The organism is Rhodococcus sp. B10 (assembly GCF_011770055.1).
In the GTDB taxonomy this organism is placed as follows: Bacteria; Actinomycetota; Actinomycetes; order Mycobacteriales; family Mycobacteriaceae; genus Rhodococcoides; species Rhodococcoides kyotonensis_B.
Genome location: NZ_JAAFYV010000010.1, coordinates 52045 through 67354, shown reverse-complemented (window position 1 = coordinate 67354; position 15310 = coordinate 52045). Strand labels below are relative to the sequence as shown.

The window sequence follows — 15310 nt, the reverse complement described above, 5'->3', positions numbered from 1 at the left end:
TGGTGTGATGTTTGACTCACTAAAGAACCGGACACAGTATCGAGAAACCACGAACTAGGGGTACGCATGACTCTGCCCATCCTCGAACGCGCGCGAGTCGTCGCGACTCCGGAATGGAATCGTTGGCTGATTCCGCCCGCGGCGCTGTCGATTCACCTGGCGATCGGATCGGCGTACGCCTGGAGCGTGTTCAAGAGCGCGATCTCCGCGCCGACCGCCTCTGACCTCAGCGGGACCGTGACCGCCATCCCGTTTCAACTCGCAATCGTCATGCTCGGACTGTCCGCGGCGATCTTCGGCACCCGCGTCGAGAAGAACGGGCCCCGCTGGGCCATGACCGTCTCGCTGATCTTCTTCGTCAGCGGATTGTTGTTGTCCGCGTTGGGAATGAGCCTCGGTCAGTTCTGGCTCGTGATCTTCGGTTACGGGTTCGTCGGTGGAATCGGGCTCGGTATCGGCTACATCTCACCGGTCTCCACACTCATGAAGTGGTTCCCCGACCGACCTGGCATGGCCACCGGTATCGCAATCATGGGTTTCGGTGGCGGCGCATTGATCGCCTCGCCGCTCACGACCCAATTGCTCTCGGGCTTCGGCGGATTCACCGACGCGTCCATCGCCAAGACGTTCCTCGTGTTGGCCGTCGGCTACGCGATCTTCATGGCGCTCGGCGTCGTCCTGATCCGCGTTCCGGCCGACGACTGGAAGCCGAAGGGGTGGAATCCCGACACGTCGTCGCCGCTGGTGTCCACGCACAACGTCTCGGCTGCGAATGCCGTCAAGACCCCGCAGTTCTGGTTGCTGTGGATCGTGCTGTGCTTTAACGTGACTGCCGGCATCGGAATTCTGGAGCGCGCGTCGGGTATCTACCAGGACTTCTTTCCCGACGCCCTCTCCGCCGAGTCGTTGGCTGCTGCCGCAGCCGGCTTCGTCGCCTTCCTGTCCTTGACGAACATGATCGGCAGGTTCGTGTGGTCGTCGGTCTCGGACCTGGTGGGACGGAAGAACATCTACCGTCTGTACCTCGGTGTCGGTGCCTTGCTGTATCTGTACATCGCGGTGTTCACCAACTCGAACAAGGTGTTGTTCCTGATCTCGGCGTTGTTGATCCTGTCGTTCTACGGCGCAGGTTTCGCGACCATGCCCGCGTACCTCAAGGACATGTTCGGCACGTATCAGGTCGGCGCCATCCACGGTCGACTGCTGACCGCGTGGTCGGTCGCAGGCGTGCTGGGCCCGCTGATCGTCAACGCCATCGCCGACGCGGGTGACACCGGTTCGACGAGCCGCTATCTCCCGGCGTTCTACGTGATGATCGCTCTCCTCGTCATCGGGTTCGTCGCCAACGAATTGATCAAACCGGTGGACGAGAAGTTCTACGAGAAGGAGGCGTCGGCATGAATGAGACACGTCAACGAACGGTGATGGTCGTGGCCTGGATCTGGGTCGCCGTTCCCTTCGCCTACGGGCTGTACGAACTGACCCTCAAGGCGAAGAACCTCTTCGGAGGGTGACGCGCGACCAGCGTACGAACGACGGCTCCACAGTCAGTAGGCTTCCACCTGCATGGATTTTCCGGTCGGAGCACAGAGTGGAGCAGTCGTGAGTTCAGAAGCACCTATCCGGGTCGGCGTTCTCGGAGCCCGTGGCAAGGTGGGGCAGGCCATCTGTGCTGCCGTCGACGCCGCATCCGACCTGGAACTAGTTGCGACCGTCGATCAGGGCGACTCGATGTCGACGTTCGTCGACGCCTCGACGCAGGTCGTCGTCGACTTCACGCATCCCGACGTCGTCATGGACAATCTGCGGTTCCTCGTCGAGAACGGAATCCACGCCGTCGTCGGCACCACCGGATTCGACGAGGAGCGACTCGCGACCGTGCGGTCCTGGCTCGGAGGCTCCCCCGAGACGGGAGTTCTGATCGCACCGAACTTCGCCATCGGAGCTGTGCTCACCATGCGTTTCGCCGAGCAGGCCGCGCGGTTCTTCGATTCGGTCGAGGTCATCGAACTGCATCACCCGAACAAGGCCGATGCGCCGTCGGGTACCGCGTACCGCACCGCCGAGGTCATCGCCGACGCACGTGCGAAGGCAGGTGTCGCGAAAAGTCCCGACGCCACGACGGCCGAATTCGATCACGCTCGCGGCGCGGAGGTCGACGGAGTGCGCGTTCACTCGATCAGGCTCGCAGGTCTCGTGGCGCATCAGGAAGTGTTGTTCGGAACCCTCGGCGAGACGCTGACCATCCGTCACGATTCGCTCGACCGCACGTCCTTTGCGCCGGGCGTGCTGCTCGGTGTGCGGGAGATCGCCGGTCGTCCCGGCCTGACCGTCGGACTCGATCCGTTCCTGGATCTGTAGAACCCATGAACAAGGCGACGAAGATCCTGCTCACCATCGCTGTGATGGTGGCGATTCTGGCGTTCTACTTCTACTTGTTGGGTCGACGCGGTGTCTCGTTGATCCAGACCGGTGGTGCGGTGAACGTCGGGCTGGGTGTCGGAGTGATTCTGCTTCCCGTCATCGGACTGTGGATCGTGTGGGCGACACTGAAGGCAGGTTTCGAGCACCAGCACCTGGCGTCGCGAGTTCGCGACGAGGATCTCGAGCTCGACGTGTCCGATCTTCCGCGGATGCCGTCGGGACGCATCTCCCGAGACGCCGCCGACGAGCTGTTCCAGCAGGTCAAGGGGGAGTGGGAGAAGGACCCCGACAACTGGCGCAATTCCTACCGGCTGGCTCGGGCGTACGACTACGCGGGCGACCGGGGTCGGGCTCGCGAGACGATGAAGCGCGCGGTCGCACTGGAGCGTGCGGAGTCGGCGTCGAAGTGACCACACTACTCGTTATCCATCACACGCCGTCCCCGTCGACGCGGGAACTGCTGGAAGCGGTTCTGGCGGGAGCAAGTGATCCGGAAATCGAGGGTGTGACGGTTCGGAGTGTCCCTGCACTGGGCGCGACGGTGCCGGACGTGCTGGAGGCCGACGGCTATCTGTTCGGCACGTCAGCGAACTTCGGCTACATGAGCGGGGCACTCAAGCATTTCTTCGACACCACGTACTACCCGTGCCTCGACGCGGTCGCCGGGCGTCCGTACGGACTATGGGTGCACGGCAACAACGACACGGCCGGCGCGGTGGCGGCGATCCGCAAGATCACCACCGGGTGGGCGCTCGAACAAGCATCCGAGGCATTGGAAGTCACTGCCGTGGACAAGTCGGCCCGCGATTCCTGCTACGAACTCGGAGGAACCCTCGCGGCGACGCTGATGGGTTAATGTCACCTGGCATGACGGCCGACCGTTATGCCAGGTTTCTGCCCTCCGAGTTTCGTGTCGACCATGCCCCGACGTCGACGATGTGGCCGTGGCGCGGGGAAAGTATCCACGTCGCGCGAGCTCGGAACGACGACGCGCCCTTCCGTGTGTTGGCGATTCACGGTGCCGGAGGACATTCGGGAGCGCTGTGGCCGTACGCCGCGTTGGCCGCGTCGAGGGGTGCGGACGTGTTGTTCCCCGACATGCCGCTGTACGGCAAGACGGTTGTCTCCACGCCCGGCGAGGTTCGGTATCAACACTGGGTCGACATGCTGTGCGATCTTGTCGTTGCTGAGCGGCAACGGGATTCGCGTCCGATCGTGATGTTCGGTGCGAGCATGGGCGGAATGCTCGCGTACGAGGTCGCCAGTCGGACAGGCGAGGTGGCCGACGTCCTCGCGACGTGCCTGCTCGATCCCTCCGATCCCGACGCTCGTTCGGCCGCAGCACGATTCGGCGTTCTCGGTCGACCAGCGCCGATGCTCTTGGAAGCATGCGCGTCCGTGTTCGGACGTGTGCGCGTGCCGGTGCGGTGGCTCATGGACGTCGGCAACATGAGCGGGAACTCCGAACTGTCCCGGCAATGCGCGACGGACCCGCTCGGCGGAGGTGTGTCGGTGCCGATCGGCTTCCTGTCGAGCTTCATGTCGTACGAGCACGTCCGACCCGAGGCGTACGACGGTCCGGCCGTCACTCTTGTGCACCCGGCCGAGGATCGATGGACTCCACCCGAGGTGAGCATTCGTTTTCTGGAGCGTGTCGCGGGTCCGACGTCGCTCGTGATGCTCGAGGGGTGTGGGCACTTTCCGATCGAGCAGCCGGGTTTGTCGCAGCTGGTGGACGTCGTGGAGAGCATGGCGCGAAAGTATGGCTGGGCGCCGTAGACGATCCGTGTCGGTGCGTCGTGGCAAGGTGGCGTGTATGCGCGAGATGAGTGCAGCGATGGCGCGGCGGACAGCTCTTGCTGCCCAGGGTTTGGCGTCGCCGCATCCAATGACCGATCGTGGGGCGTCGGCGCGTGCGGTGCAGAAGGTGATCGACCGAAATCGCCTATTGCAGATCGACTCGGTGTCCGTGCTGGTGCGCGCGCACTACGCACCCTTGTTCAGCCGCGTCGGGAAGTACGACCGCACTCTCGTGGACAGGGCCGCGTGGACGGACACCAAGCGCAGTCCACGCACGCTCGTCGAATACTGGGCGCACGAGGCTGCGCTGATTCCCGTCGAGGACTGGCCGCTGATGCGTTGGCGCACCGAACTCTACGAACACGGTCGGTGGGGTGGCGCCAAGACGGTTCTCGAGCGAAACCCCACACTGGCCGACGACATTCTGGCCGTCATCACCGACTCGGGTCCGTGCAGTGCCGGCGAAATCGAGCGCGCCTTGAACGTGGAGCGGCCCGGCCGCAAGGGTCCGTGGTGGGACCGCAGTGACGTCAAAGTCGTGTGCGAGCAGCTGTTCGCAGCCGGTGTCGTGTCCGTCGGTACTCGCGCTGGATTCGTCCGGCACTACGACCTCACGGAAAGGGTTATCCCGGCGGACATCCTCGCTCGGAACGTCGACGAAGCCGACGCCGTGCGCCAGCTCGTCACGAATTCCGCTGTGGCTCTGGGAATCGCGACCGAGCCGGACCTGCGTGACTACTACCGACTCTCGCAGAAGCAGACCAAGGCGGCGATCGTCGACCTCGTCGAGGCGGGGACGCTCGAACCCGTCGAGGTCGACGGGTGGGGCGCGCCTGCCTACTTGCACGTGGACGCACGAATCCCCCGCTCCGCCAAGGGCGCTACTCTGCTGTGCCCCTTCGACCCGATGATCTTCTTTCGGCCGCGAGTGGAGCGAATATTCGACTTCCACTACCGCATCGAGATCTACACCCCACAGCACAAGCGCATTCACGGCTACTATGTTTTCCCGTTTCTCATGGACGGGGAACTCGTTGCGCGCGTCGACCTCAAGGGCGACCGCGCCCGATCCGAACTGCAGGTTCTCGGGGCATTCGTCGACGGTGACCGCGACGCGGCCGTCATCGCGGACAGGCTCCTGCCTGTACTACGAGAAATGGCCGACTGGCTCGAACTGGGGACCATCGTCATCGGTGAGCGCGGGGATCTGGTTGCAGCACTCGCGGCGTCGGCGTGATGATGACACCATTCACTTCATGACCGCGCCCATCGAAGAACTGCCACCTCAGGTAGTCGTGCTGTTCGGAGCGACCGGCGACTTGGCACGCCGAAAGCTGTTGTCCAGCTTCATGCATCTCGTTCTGTCCGATCTGGCGCCGCGCATCCGCGTCGTCGGAACGTCGCTGGAGGAGATGACGAGCGACGAGTTCCGGCAGATGGCTCTCGAAGCGATCGACGAGTTCTCGTCTCGTAAGGTGTCCGAGGAGCAGTGGCGGGAGTTCGCAGGCAAGCTCAGTTACGTCTCGCAGAAGGACGGGCCTGCCGCGCTCGCGGAAGCGGTCGCACACGCCGAAACGGAACTCGGGCCCGACGTCCGACGCCTGCACTATCTGAGCGTCCCGCCGAAGGCCGCTCTGGCAGTCGTGGACATGCTCGGCGAGGCCGATCTGGTGAAGCGGTCACGCATCATCATGGAGAAGCCGTTCGGCACCGACCTGGACAGCGCGATCGCGCTCAACGCCAGACTGCACGAGACGTTCGACGAGGAGCAGATCTTCCGCATCGACCACTTCTTGGGCAAGGAACCCGCACAGAACATTCTGGCGTTCCGGTTCGCGAACGGTCTGTTCGAACCGATCTGGAACCGCAATTTCATCGACCACGTGCAGATCGACGTTCCCGAGTCGCTGTCGTTGGACGGCCGCGCCAACTTCTACGAGTCGACCGGAGCATTCAAGGACATGGTGGTCACCCACCTGTTCCAGATCCTCGCGTTCATGGCGATGGAGCCGCCGACTGCCCTGGAACCGGGCGCGATCGGCGAAGAGAAGAACAAGGTCTTCCGATCCATGGTTCCCCTCGATCCGCGCAAGGTCGTACGCGGGCAGTACAACGGCTACCGCTCGGAACCGGGCGTGGCACCCGATTCCGAGACCGACACGTTCGTCGCGTTGCAGTGCGAGATCGACAATTGGCGCTGGGCAGGCGTGCCGTTCTACCTACGCACCGGAAAGAAGATGGCCGAGGGACAACGCATCATCTCCATCGCGTTCCGCGAGCCACCGAAGAGTATGTTCCCGGCGGGCTCCGGCGTCGGCGCACAAGGTCCCGACCATCTGACGTTCGACCTCGCCGACGCGTCGAAGGTGTCGCTGTCGTTCTACGGCAAACGTCCCGGCCCCGGCATGAGGTTGGACAAACTGAGCATGCAGTTCGCGATCGGCGACACCGAAAGGGCCGCAGACGTTCTCGAAGCCTACGAACGACTGATTCTCGACGCGATGCACGACGACCACACCCTGTTCACGACGGCCGAGGGCATCGAACGGCTGTGGGAGGTGTCGGCACCGCTACTCGCGGACCCGCCGCCCGTGCGTCAGTACGCGCCGGGATCGTGGGGTCCGAATGCCATTCATCAGCTGATCGCTCCGAACGCCTGGCGGCTGCCGTTCGAGCGTGTCTGGCGTGAGAACGCCGAATCGACGAAGAGCGACTGAATCAGTACGGGCGTTCCTTGCGCATCTGGTCGCGCAGCGCGCCCTGAACCGCTTGCGACAGCCACGAATTGAGGGACACCCCGTTCATCGACGCGGCCTCCTCGGCCCGTTCCTTCACGTGCTCGACCATGCGCAGCGTGACGCGTCGCATTTCGCCGGTGACGTCCTCCATCGTCGGATAGTCCTCGGGCTCGGGTGTCGTCGCCTCGGTCTCGGCCGGATCGACGTCACGGGTGACATCGGCTACGGCCTCGTTCCCGGTCAGACGCAGGTGCACCGAGTGGCCGTCGATCTGCGACGAGATCTCCTCGGCGAAATCGGACAGGGCCTGCAGCAACATCAACCTGGCCGACGCCTGAGCTGCAGACCCGAGGGCGTCGGCGGTCTGTCGTGTCCGTTCGTCGCCGAGGGCAGCCGCGGCAAGGAGGTCGGCACGCAACGACGCGGTGTACGAATCGAGTTCCATGACGCCAGTGTGACGTCAAAAGTGACGTCATGCAAGGCGTCACACTGGCGTACGACTACAGTCGCACTGATATTTCAGCAGCAGGGGCGGAAGGGACGCGGTGTCGAAGACGGTTTCGCTGAAGGTTCAATTGGTGGCGAAGACCGATTTCGTCCAGCCCGAGGACATCCCGTGGGAGACCGACGCCGACGGCGGACAAGCGCTGATCGAATTCGCCGGGCGCGCCTGCTATCAGAGCTGGTCCAAGCCGAACCCGCGGACGGCGACGAACGCGTCGTATCTCCAGCACCTTCTGGACGTCGGGCATCTGTCGGTGCTCGAGCACGCGTCCGTGAGCTTCTACATCACCGGCATCTCGCGCTCGTGCACCCACGAGCTCATCCGTCACCGCCACTTCTCGTACTCGCAGCTGTCGCAGCGGTTCGTCAACGAGCGCGACGCGAACGTCATCGTGCCCCCCGCGATCGAAGGCGATCCCGAGCTCGAAGCGCTGTTCACGTCCGCGACCGACGCCTCCCGCGAGGCCTATGCCGAACTGCTCGCAGCGCTGGAGCACAAGCTCGAGGGCGTCACCGGTGCGGCGATGCGCAACAAGCAGGCGCGTCAGGCGGCTCGGTCCGTGTTGCCCAACGCCACCGAGACCCGGGTGGTCGTCACCGGAAACTACCGGGCGTGGCGTCACTTCGTGTCGATGCGCGCGTCCGAGCATGCCGACGTCGAGATTCGACGCGTCGCCGTCGCGTGTCTGCGTCAGCTGGCGACGGTAGCGCCGGACGTCTTCGGCGACTTCGAGATCTCGGTCCTCGCCGACGGCTCGGAGGTGGCGCACAGTCCGTTCGTCACCGAGGTCTGATCGAAGCGGTCGAGACCACCGGGTAACCTTTCCGACCATGACATACGGTGATGCCGCTCCGCCCATCCAGTCTCCGTTCGGCACGGTGCTCACCGCTATGGTGACCCCGTTCTCGGCCGACGGAAAGCTGGACATCGACGCGGGCGTGCGTCTTGCGCATCACCTCGTCGAGCAGGGCCACGACGGTCTCGTGCTGGCAGGTACGACCGGCGAGTCTCCCACCACCACCGAGAACGAGAAGCTCGATCTCATGCGTGCTGTCATCGCCGCCGTCGGCCACCGCGCTCGGATCATCGCAGGTGCCGGCAGCAACGACACCGCGCACAGCGTCGAACTGGCTCGTGACGCAGCCCGCGCAGGCGCGCACGGCCTCCTCGTGGTCACCCCGTACTACTCGCGTCCGCCTCAGTCGGGCATCTACGCGCACTTCACCGCCGTCGCCGACGCGACCGACCTACCGGTGATGCTGTACGACATCCCTCCGCGCTCGGTCGTCCCGATCGAAACGGAGACTCTGCGTCGTCTCGCCGACCATCCCCGCATTCTCGCGGTGAAGGACGCCAAGGGCGACCTCAACGCGGGCGCCGAGCTGATCGCGTCGACCGGCCTGCAGTTCTTCTCCGGAGACGACCCGTTGAACCTTCCGTGGCTGTCGGTCGGTGCCACCGGCTTCGTCAGCGTCATCGGACACCTCGTTCCCGCTCGCCTACGCGAATTGCACACCGCGTTCATGATGGGCGACATCGCCCGCGCACAGGCGATCAACGTCAGCCTCATCCCGGTCATCAAGTCCGTCGCACGCCTCGGTGGCGTCAGCGCGGCCAAGGCCGGACTGCGTCTCATCGGCCTCGACGTCGGTGAACCACGACTTCCCCAGGTGCCGCCGAGCATCGAACACATCGAATTGCTCGCAGCAGATCTGCGGGCAGCAGGAGTACTTGTATGAGCAGACCAGCACGATCACGCGGCCGCGCAACTCGAAGCGCAGGACCGCCCACTTCACGTCCCGCCCAGCAATCACGACCCGTCGTGCAGAACTCGGCACGGACGCAGCGACCGGACAACCGTCGCGAGATAGACCCCACCGAGCGTCTCGGGACGCCGCCGAAGGCACCGTTCAAGGGCCTGCGTGTCGTCGCGCTCGGCGGCATCGGCGAGATCGGCCGCAACATGACGGTGTTCGAGCACCAGGGCAAGTTGCTGATCGTCGACTGCGGCGTCCTGTTCCCGGAGGACCAGCAGCCCGGCGTCGACCTGATTCTCCCGGACTTCCGGCACATCGAGAACCGTATGGCCGACGTCGAAGCCGTCGTGCTGACCCACGGCCACGAGGACCACATCGGCGCGGTGCCGTTCCTGCTGCGTCTGCGTCCCGATGTTCCAGTCGTCGGCTCGAAGTTCACGCTCGCGCTGGTCGCCGCGAAATGCCGTGAGCATCGGCTGCGCCCCAATCTCGTCGAGGTCACCGAGGGGGAGAAGACGACCCACGGGCCGTTCGAGTGCGAATATTTCGCCGTCAACCACTCGATTCCCGACGCGTTGGCCATCGCGATCCGTACCGACGCGGGCCTCGCATTGCACACCGGTGACATCAAGCTCGACCAGCTGCCCCTCGACGGCCGACTGACCGACCTGGCAGGCTTCTCGCGGCTCGGTGACGAGGGCGTCGACCTGTTCCTCGTGGACTCGACCAACGCGGAGGTTCCCGGATTCGTCACTCCCGAGCGTGAGATCGGCGGTGTCCTCGACACCGTCATCGGCAAGGCCAAGCAACGCGTCATCGTCGCGTCGTTCGCCAGCCACGTGCACCGCATTCAGCAGGTCATCGACGTCGCCGAGCGCTACAACCGCCGCGTCGCATTCGTCGGCCGGTCGATGGTTCGCAACATGCAGATCGCTCAGGACCTCGGCTACCTCCGGGTTCCGGACGGTCTCGAGGTGAACGTCGACGTCGCCGCGACGCTGCCGGACGACCGACTCGTGTTGATCTCCACCGGATCTCAGGGCGAACCGCTGTCCGCGCTGTCGCGCATGGCTCGCGGTGAGCACCGCCAGATCAACGTCAAGGCCAACGATCTCGTCGTGCTGGCGTCGTCGCTGATTCCGGGCAACGAGAACTCCGTCTTCGCCGTCGTCAACGGTCTCGCGAAGCGGGGCGCCACCGTCGTGACGCAGCAGAACGCCAAGGTGCACGTCTCCGGACATGCATCCGCCGGTGAGCTGCTGTACCTGTACAACGCGGTGCGTCCGACCAACGCCATGCCGGTGCACGGCGAGTGGCGCCACCTGCGCGCCAACGCCGCGCTCGCGAAGGCCACCGGTGTGGCCGAGGATCGCGTCGTGCTCGCCGAGGACGGCGTCGTCGTCGACATGGTCGACGGTCTCGCGCGCATCGTCGGCCAGGTACCGGTCGGCCACGTCTACGTCGACGGTCTGTCGGTCGGCGACGTCGGCGACTCCACGCTGTCGGACCGCCTGATTCTCGGCGAGGGCGGCTTCATCGCGATCACCGTCGCCGTCGATTCGACGACCGGACGAGCAGTCGCAGCTCCCGAGGTGTCGGGCCGCGGATTCTCCGACGACCCGGCTGCGCTCAAGGAAGCCGGCCAGCTCGTCGAAGCCGAGCTGCAGCGCCTCGCATCCGACGGCGTCACCGACACGCACCGCATCGCGCAAGCCGTGCGACGCGTCGTCGGTCGGTGGGTGGCGGAGAAGTATCGCCGCAAGCCGATGATCGTCCCGACGGTCATGGAAGTGGGATAACGCTCCTGCAGTATCCGTGCGTGCGTAGTCGGTCTCCGGACCGACTACGCACGCATCGGTCGTTCAGGCCAACAACCGCCACAGGCCGATGATGCCGAGCGCGACGATGGTCGCACGAAGTGCGGTGGGGGACAAGCGCCGTCCGTAGCGAGCGCCGATCGACCCACCGACCAGAGAGCCGACGGCGATCAATCCCGCTGCGGCCCAGCTGATCCGGTCGAACGCGACGATCGTGTACGCGATGGCCGCGACGATGTTGACGATCAGCGACAGCAGGTTCTTCGCCGCGTTCATGCGCTGGATCGACTCCGGTAGCAGCGCTCCCATCACGCCGATCAACAAAATCCCCTGCGCCGCAGTGAAATAACCGCCGTAGATGCCGACGAGGAAGGTTCCGATCGTCAGCATCACGAGATGCCCTCGGCCGACGTGGTCGGCTGCCTTGCCCGCGGCCTCCGACCGTGATCGCGCCCAGGCTTGAATCCGAGGCTGCGCCACGACCAGGATCAGTGCCCCGACGAGCAGCACGGGAACGACTGCAGCGAACACGGTTTCCGGAAGGTGCAGCAGCAACCACGAACCGAGCAGAGCTCCGAGGAACGACGCAGGAATCTGCCACCGCAGTCGGTTCCACTGGCCGCGCAGTTCGCGGCGGTATCCCCACGTGCCGGACACGCCTCCCGCCACGAGTCCGACGGCGTTGGACATCGTCGCCACGACAGGCGGATAGCCGAACGCGACGAGCGTGGGGAACGTGATCAGCGTTCCCGAGCCGACGACGGCGTTGATGGCTCCGGCACCGAGTCCTGCAACGAGGATGATCACAATTTCGGAGATCGGCACCGGCCCGAGATTACGGCTCGTCCTGCGGCGCATCGCCGACGGGGCACGTACGGTGTATCGGTGTGAGCCTCGCACAACACGAACGCGCTGAACTCGTCTCGACTCTGACCGCGGTGGGGGAGTCCGCGCCGACGCTGTGCGGAGAGTGGACCGCACGCGATCTCGCCGCGCACCTCGTCGTTCGAGAACGGCGTCTCGACGCGGCGCCGGGAATTCTGGTGCCCTTCCTCGCCGGCTACACCGAACGGGTCCAGAAGGGCGTGGCGCGACAGCCGTTTCCGGAACTGGTGGCCGTGGTCGCGTCGGGACCCCCGGTCTGGTCGCCCTTCAAGGTGCTCGATCCCGTGATCAACGTCGGCGAGATGTTCGTGCACCACGAAGACCTGCGACGCGCTCGGCCGGGATGGGAGCCGCGCGTGCTGTCGGAGGCGATGGAGAACAAGCTGTGGTCGATCGCGTCGAAGATCGGACGCCTCGCGTACCGCGGGGCAGGCGTCGGCGTGATCCTTCGCACGCCTGACGGCCGGACTGCGACGGTGAGCAAGGGCGATCGATCCGTCGTCCTGATCGGGTCGCCGTCGGAGCTGCTGTTGGACGCGTTCGGCCGCTCCGAAGTCGTGATCGAGGCCGACGGCGACGCCGCCGACGTCGACGCTGTCCGGAAACTCGACCGCAGCTTCTAGCCTGTTGCTCGTGTTGCGGATGGTTTCGAAGGTGCTCTTGCGACTAGCCTGAGGGCATGGCAGGAAAGACCAGCACTCGAAGTTCGCGAGCCGGCGGTGCCGGGGATTCGACGACGTCGCGTGCTTCGGGGGGATCGCGGAAGTCCTCCGGAGGACGAACGACGCGGACGGTGTCGACACCACGCAAAGCGACGGCACCGCGTAAATCCAGCCCGGCGAAAGCCACCACGCGCACGCCGGCCGCGCGCAGGCCCGCCAAGAAGAAGTCCGGCGGGGGTGCGCTGAACGCGGTTGGCCGCGGCATCTCGTCGACCTGGTCGATGGCAGCCAAGGGCGTCGGCGCGACGACACGGACGGTCAGCAAGGCCAAGGACATCGAGCACGGTCACCGCCGCGACGGCATTGCCCTCGGGTTGATCGCCGTCAGCGTCGTCGTCGCAGCAGCCGTCTGGGTCAGCGCAGGCGGCCCCGTCGGTGAGTGGATCGAAATCGCGGTACGCGCCCTCGTCGGCGACGCCGGGTACATCGTGCCGGTACTCGGCGTGGCGCTCGCCGTCGTACTGATGCGGTCCGAGCCGAACCCCGAGATTCGCCCCCGGCTGGTTCTCGGTTCGATTCTGGTAGCTCTGCCGGTTCTCGGAATGTGGCACCTGGCCGCAGGATCGCCCGCGGATTCTGCGGGCCGCGCGACGAGCGGCGGCTTCTTCGGCTACGTCGCAGGCGGCCCGCTGGCCGACGGTGTCACGGTCTGGCTCGCCGTTCCGCTGCTGCTCCTCGCCGGGCTGTTCGGCGTACTCCTGCTGACCGGAACGACGGTCCGTGACGTCCCGGATCGGATGCGGTCGCTCTTCGGCACCGACAGCCGGGGCGACGAGTACGGCGACTACGACCCCGCCGATTTCGGGTCCGAATTCGACGACGGCTACGGCGGTTACGACGACAGCGCTTTCGACGGCTATCCCGTCGACGGTGCCGATCCGTACAGCCTCAGTCGTTCCACAGGCTCCACTCCCGCCGAAAACTATCCGACCGAGGAATACGTCCCGGTCAAGCGCCCGCGGTCGCGTCGAACGCCGCCGCCCGAGGCGCCGACCGAGGTCATCCCGCCGGGACCCGAACCCACGCCGGAACCCGTCGCGGCACCTGCTGCTGACGCGCCTTCCCGTCCGAAGCCGAAGCCCGTCGTCAAGGCGACCGAACCGAAGCCGACGTCCGACGAGGACAAGATCGTCGTCGATCGCGTCGTGGACGGCGACTACACACTGCCGTCGCTGTCGCTGCTGATCGACGGGGATCCGCCCAAGACGCGCAGCCAGGCCAACGACGCGATGATCGAGGCCATCTCCGAGGTACTCGAGCAGTTCAAGATCGACGCCGCGGTCACCGGCTTCACCCGAGGCCCGACGGTCACCCGGTACGAGGTCGAGCTCGGTCCCGGTGTGAAGGTCGAGAAGATCACCGCGCTGCATCGCAACATCGCGTATGCAGTGGCCACCGACAACGTGCGTCTCCTCGCGCCGATCCCGGGCAAGTCCGCCGTCGGCATCGAGGTGCCCAACTCGGACCGTGAGATGGTGCGTCTCGCCGACGTGCTGACCGCGCCGTCGACGCGCAAGGATCACCACCCGCTGGTGATCGGGCTCGGCAAGGACATCGAGGGCGACTTCGTCAGCGCGAACCTCGCGAAGATGCCGCACCTCCTCGTCGCCGGCTCCACCGGTTCGGGTAAGTCGAGCTTCGTGAACTCGATGCTCGTCTCGCTGCTCGCACGCGCGACGCCCGAGGAAGTGCGGATGATCCTGATCGACCCGAAGATGGTCGAGTTGACGCCGTACGAAGGAATCCCGCACCTCATCACCCCGATCATCACGCAGCCGAAGAAGGCAGCGGCGGCGCTCGCCTGGTTGGTCGAGGAGATGGAACAGCGCTACCAGGACATGCAGGTCAACAAGGTCCGGCACATCGACGACTTCAACAAGAAGGTCAAGTCGGGCGAGATCACGGCGCCGCTCGGTAGCGAGCGCGTGTATCGGCCGTACCCGTACATACTGGCGATCGTCGACGAGCTCGCCGACCTGATGATGACCGCGCCCCGCGACGTCGAGGACGCGATCGTCCGCATCACTCAGAAGGCGCGTGCGGCCGGTATCCACCTCGTGCTGGCCACGCAGCGACCGTCCGTCGACGTCGTCACCGGTCTGATCAAGACGAATGTGCCGTCACGACTCGCGTTCGCGACGTCGTCGCTCACGGACTCGCGCGTCATTCTCGATCAGCCGGGCGCAGAGAAGCTCATCGGAATGGGCGACGCCCTGTTCCTGCCGATGGGTGCGGGAAAGCCGACGCGTCTGCAGGGTGCGTTCATCACCGACGAGGAAATCAGCGCTGTCGTCGACTTCGCGAAGAACCAGGCGGAGCCGGAATACAACGAGACCGTCACCGCGGCCAAGGCGTCGGACAAGAAGGACGTCGATCCGGACATCGGCGACGACCTCGACGTGCTGCTGCAGGCGGTGGAGCTCGTCGTGACGAGTCAGTTCGGTTCGACGTCGATGCTGCAGCGCAAGCTCCGCGTCGGATTCGCGAAAGCGGGCAGGCTGATGGATCTCATGGAGAACCGGGGAGTGGTCGGGCCGAGCGAAGGCTCCAAGGCCCGCGAGGTGCTCGTCAAGCCGGAGGAGCTCGACGGTCTGCTCTGGTCGATCAAGGGCGGCGATCCGGACGAGGCGCCTGCCGAGGAGTGATGCGCCTGCGGTGCCCG

At 65.3% G+C, this 15310-nt stretch carries 14 protein-coding genes; 12 read left to right on the top strand and 2 right to left on the bottom strand.

Annotated elements, in window-relative coordinates:
• Positions 1-66 precede the first annotated feature (66 nt).
• From RhoFasB10_RS08950 to zwf, 7 genes are all read left to right on the top strand, one after another.
• Complete coding sequence (locus tag RhoFasB10_RS08950) at positions 67-1401, top strand: OFA family MFS transporter (protein WP_167676101.1); 1335 nt, start codon at positions 67-69, stop codon at positions 1399-1401.
• Between the two features lie 201 nt (positions 1402-1602).
• Entirely contained in the window at positions 1603-2361 is a 759-nt protein-coding gene (dapB, locus tag RhoFasB10_RS08945) for a 4-hydroxy-tetrahydrodipicolinate reductase (protein ID WP_346764372.1), read from the top strand.
• 5 nt (positions 2362-2366) lie between these two features.
• Positions 2367-2834: a hypothetical protein gene (locus tag RhoFasB10_RS08940; RefSeq protein WP_068428837.1), complete on the top strand. Its 468-nt coding sequence runs from the start codon at positions 2367-2369 to the stop codon at positions 2832-2834.
• Positions 2831-3280 (top strand): flavodoxin family protein, encoded by a 450-nt coding sequence (locus RhoFasB10_RS08935; protein ID WP_167676096.1) that lies wholly within the window; start codon positions 2831-2833, stop codon positions 3278-3280. The genes RhoFasB10_RS08940 and RhoFasB10_RS08935 overlap by 4 nt, the downstream gene beginning before the upstream one ends.
• Before the next feature lie 11 nt (positions 3281-3291).
• Positions 3292-4203 carry an alpha/beta hydrolase gene (locus RhoFasB10_RS08930; RefSeq protein WP_167676094.1) on the top strand — a complete coding sequence of 304 codons (912 nt, stop codon included), beginning with the start codon at positions 3292-3294 and terminating at the stop codon, positions 4201-4203.
• A 37-nt stretch (positions 4204-4240) separates the two neighbouring features.
• Entirely contained in the window at positions 4241-5461 is a 1221-nt protein-coding gene (locus RhoFasB10_RS08925; RefSeq protein WP_167676092.1) for a crosslink repair DNA glycosylase YcaQ family protein, read from the top strand.
• A 19-nt stretch (positions 5462-5480) separates the two neighbouring features.
• Complete coding sequence (gene zwf / locus RhoFasB10_RS08920) at positions 5481-6941, top strand: glucose-6-phosphate dehydrogenase (RefSeq protein WP_167676090.1); 1461 nt, start codon at positions 5481-5483, stop codon at positions 6939-6941.
• 1 nt (position 6942) lies between these two features.
• Here zwf and RhoFasB10_RS08915 read toward each other — a convergent pair whose 3' ends face one another.
• Complete coding sequence (locus RhoFasB10_RS08915) at positions 6943-7407, bottom strand: toxin-antitoxin system HicB family antitoxin (protein WP_167676088.1); 465 nt, start codon at positions 7405-7407, stop codon at positions 6943-6945.
• Between the two features lie 100 nt (positions 7408-7507).
• Here RhoFasB10_RS08915 and thyX point away from each other — a divergent pair, with 100 nt between their 5' ends.
• Genes thyX through RhoFasB10_RS08900 form a run of 3 tightly spaced genes read left to right on the top strand, consistent with a single transcriptional unit; the run spans position 7508 to position 11023 of the window.
• Positions 7508-8260: an FAD-dependent thymidylate synthase gene (gene thyX / locus RhoFasB10_RS08910; RefSeq protein ID WP_068428845.1), complete on the top strand. Its 753-nt coding sequence runs from the start codon at positions 7508-7510 to the stop codon at positions 8258-8260.
• A 37-nt stretch (positions 8261-8297) separates the two neighbouring features.
• Positions 8298-9206 (top strand): 4-hydroxy-tetrahydrodipicolinate synthase, encoded by a 909-nt coding sequence (gene dapA / locus RhoFasB10_RS08905; RefSeq protein WP_068428848.1) that lies wholly within the window; start codon positions 8298-8300, stop codon positions 9204-9206.
• Positions 9203-11023 (top strand): ribonuclease J, encoded by a 1821-nt coding sequence (locus RhoFasB10_RS08900; protein ID WP_240930984.1) that lies wholly within the window; start codon positions 9203-9205, stop codon positions 11021-11023. Before dapA ends, RhoFasB10_RS08900 begins: the two co-directional genes overlap by 4 nt.
• A 63-nt stretch (positions 11024-11086) precedes the next feature.
• Here RhoFasB10_RS08900 and RhoFasB10_RS08895 read toward each other — a convergent pair whose 3' ends face one another.
• Entirely contained in the window at positions 11087-11866 is a 780-nt protein-coding gene (locus RhoFasB10_RS08895) for a sulfite exporter TauE/SafE family protein (RefSeq protein ID WP_114331174.1), read from the bottom strand.
• A 62-nt stretch (positions 11867-11928) separates the two neighbouring features.
• Between RhoFasB10_RS08895 and RhoFasB10_RS08890 the strand changes: the two genes are divergently transcribed.
• Both RhoFasB10_RS08890 and RhoFasB10_RS08885 read left to right on the top strand, forming a co-directional pair.
• Positions 11929-12549: a TIGR03085 family metal-binding protein gene (locus RhoFasB10_RS08890; RefSeq protein ID WP_167676086.1), complete on the top strand. Its 621-nt coding sequence runs from the start codon at positions 11929-11931 to the stop codon at positions 12547-12549.
• A 56-nt stretch (positions 12550-12605) separates the two neighbouring features.
• The gene (locus tag RhoFasB10_RS08885) at positions 12606-15293 is read left to right on the top strand and encodes a DNA translocase FtsK (protein WP_240930983.1); all 2688 of its coding nucleotides are present in this window, start codon (positions 12606-12608) and stop codon (positions 15291-15293) included.
• Positions 15294-15310 lie beyond the last annotated feature (17 nt).